The organism is Borrelia sp. A-FGy1 (genome assembly GCF_014084025.1).
Lineage (GTDB): Bacteria > Spirochaetota > Spirochaetia > Borreliales > Borreliaceae > Borrelia.
Window position 1 is genome coordinate 1 of sequence record NZ_CP043704.1, and the last position, 2790, is coordinate 2790.

The 2790-nt window shown below is 26.0% G+C and carries 1 protein-coding gene; it reads right to left on the reverse strand.

Annotated features, from left to right (window positions below):
- Nucleotides 1–306 precede the first annotated feature (306 nt).
- Nucleotides 307–1308: an immunogenic protein P37 gene (locus F0310_RS05525; RefSeq protein WP_182117969.1), complete on the reverse strand. Its 1002-nt coding sequence runs from the start codon at nucleotides 1306–1308 to the stop codon at nucleotides 307–309.
- Nucleotides 1309–2790 lie beyond the last annotated feature (1482 nt).

The window sequence follows — 2790 nt, forward strand, 5'->3', positions numbered from 1 at the left end:
TACTAAATTAGGTATAATAAAAATTTTTATTAAACATAATCGCATAATATTTATATTTCCTTTTTAATAAAACTTTGTTCTGTACTTATATAGCAAATAATATCTATATTAATAATAATTATAATATTAAAAATAAAGATATTAAAGTTAATTCATGTAAGAATTTAAAAAATAATGATTTTTTAAGTCAGACTATAGAGTTAAGAGAAAATAAAGTGTTGTTTTGTTTAGAAAGAGAGTATCATAAATAAAGAAGCCAAACCTCATAAAGTATTGTCTGGCTTGTCTTTAATATTTTACTTTTATTTATCTAGAGTCCACATCTTGCAATTTTTTATATATATCATTTAACTCTTGAAAGTCTTTATTTGTTTTAGTCATATTTTCATTAAGTTCTTTTTGTTTATTCTTAGCAACCTCTAACAAACTTTTAGCACTCTCCATTGCATCATTAGCATCATTTATCCGGTAATGGTAAAGATAATTACTCCCTAAATGAGGTATATCTTTTAAAGCTTCTTCTAAAGCATCATTTGCTTTTCTTTTTGCATGCTCAAAGCTAGCTTTAGCAAGAGCTAAAGCAGCAATAGCGTCATTGTAAAAAGAATTAAGAGAAGCATGACTACTCTTAGTTTTATTAATAGCCTGATGTAATTTATGCAATAGTTCTTGGCTAGGTTTATTAGTTCTAGATCCATTTTTTCTAGCAGTATCTAAATAAGAGTTAGCTGTACCAGCTAATCTTTTTATCTTATCAAGTTTTGATCTTGTTTTTTCTAAAGCTGCATTTATTTTCTCAGCTTCTTTTAAGGAGTTAGAAGCTTCGTGCATAATTTTCCTAGCTTCCTTAGCTTCACTAGAGTCCTTATTAAATAGTTGAGGCTGTCTGCTAGTATCATGTTTCTTGTTGTCTACTTCACTAGCAGCGGAATGGGCTATGCCTACACTACTATCTGCCTGTATGCCTGAACTATTATTTTTTTCACTTTCTTTTTGTTTACTTTCATTATTTTGTTGTTGATCATTTCTGTTTTGATTATTTTCTTTTACACCAATTTCTTCATCATCATCTGCACTTCTAGGTGTTCGACCACTTCTATTGGTGTCTTTTATAGAATTTATAGAACTATTATCTAGTTTAAAACTAGAATTTATATTTTTATTATCAGCTATGTCTTTATCATAGACAAAAGCTTTATCTTTATCTAAAGCTTGTTGGGATTTATCTGTAAGCTTTTCATATAATTTACAAGAGATAAAGCTAGAAAATAAACTGGATATCAATAACACTTTAATCATTAAATTCATTATATTACCTCTATCTAAAATAGAATATTATTAGAATATTCTATCATTATATCACATTTATAGTAGTAATCAAGATTATGAGCTGGATGTTAAGATAGATATCATAAAATTAAATAACATAGAATAAGAATTTAAATAAAAACTAGAATGAGATGAATTTGAGGATAAATAAATTTTTTTTGATTTTAAATAGTATTTTAGAATTATGTATTACTGAATCTATATCAAAAATATTTATTCTTGAAAAATAGTTTCTTTAATAGAGTAGGGGAAAAGAGGTGTTTTTAGGAAGAATGGGTAGAGAGAAAGTAAGGTTATACTAATAACAACTAATTATAATTAGTTGTTATTAGTACAAAGTTATTAGTTATTAACAAAAATAACATAGTTGCCCCTAAAAGTACCAAAGTTGCACCCAAAAGTACTAAAGTTGCAGACACTATTTCTAAAAGTACCAAAGTTGCTTCTAAAAGTAAAAGAGTTGTATAATTATTATAATAATTATGTTTTTACTTACTAAGTTGTTTAAAAAAAAGATCACTATTGCTTCTCCTGCTACTATTCTTATAAATCACAATGAATTTATTTTTATCTCTACTTGTCTACTTAATTCCCATTCTATTCTTCTTAAAACATTAGGTATTATTATGTCAACTGGCATTCCGCTAGAGCATCTTAATAACAAATCAATTTTATCTGTTAAAAAACATACTAATTTTTTAGTTTATAAAATAAATAGTAGCAGACTCTTTAGAAAATATTCTCTCTTGTTGATGCTAGCTTAATTATTAAAGCTATTAGATTTCTAAAAGCTAGTTCTAGCTTATATTTTCATGCTAGAGAGGTAAATAGAATTCTTAAAAGAATATTTAGTCTTGCTCTTACTACTAAAACTATTGAAGCTATTTATTATTTTATCTTTACACAAAAAATAGCTCCTACTTTAAGTAAAAATGCCTTTCTTTGTAAAGATTCTTTTGCATCTCCTTCTAAGATAGATAATATTATCTTAGTTAATGACCCTCTCCTAAATATAAATAAAATTTTATCCTACCTATCTTCTTTTAAGAATTTAGTTTTAAATGCCACTTCTCTTGCTCATTTTAGACAGTCTAGCTCTTATATAGAAAAAACTATTGCTTTTCTAATCGAAGACTTTTTTAACAAAAATGCAAATCAATATAATAACTTACGTCAGCTTACTTCTTTCCTAAACTCTAACCTCAAACAAATGGGAATTGATTATAAATCTACTTGCAGAACACAAAAAAGGATATTCTTGCAGATCTTTAAGTCTAATCTCATTGCCTAACATTTGTTTTATTTTAAAAGTGAATTATTATTAGGGTATCTAGGCAAGGTTAGATATTTTCAACTAAATACATGAAATAACCTCCCAATAAAACATTCAAAACTAATTGATTTCATTTAACAAAAGCATATTCTTTAGGATATGCTTTTTAAAAAAATAAAAGCACTACT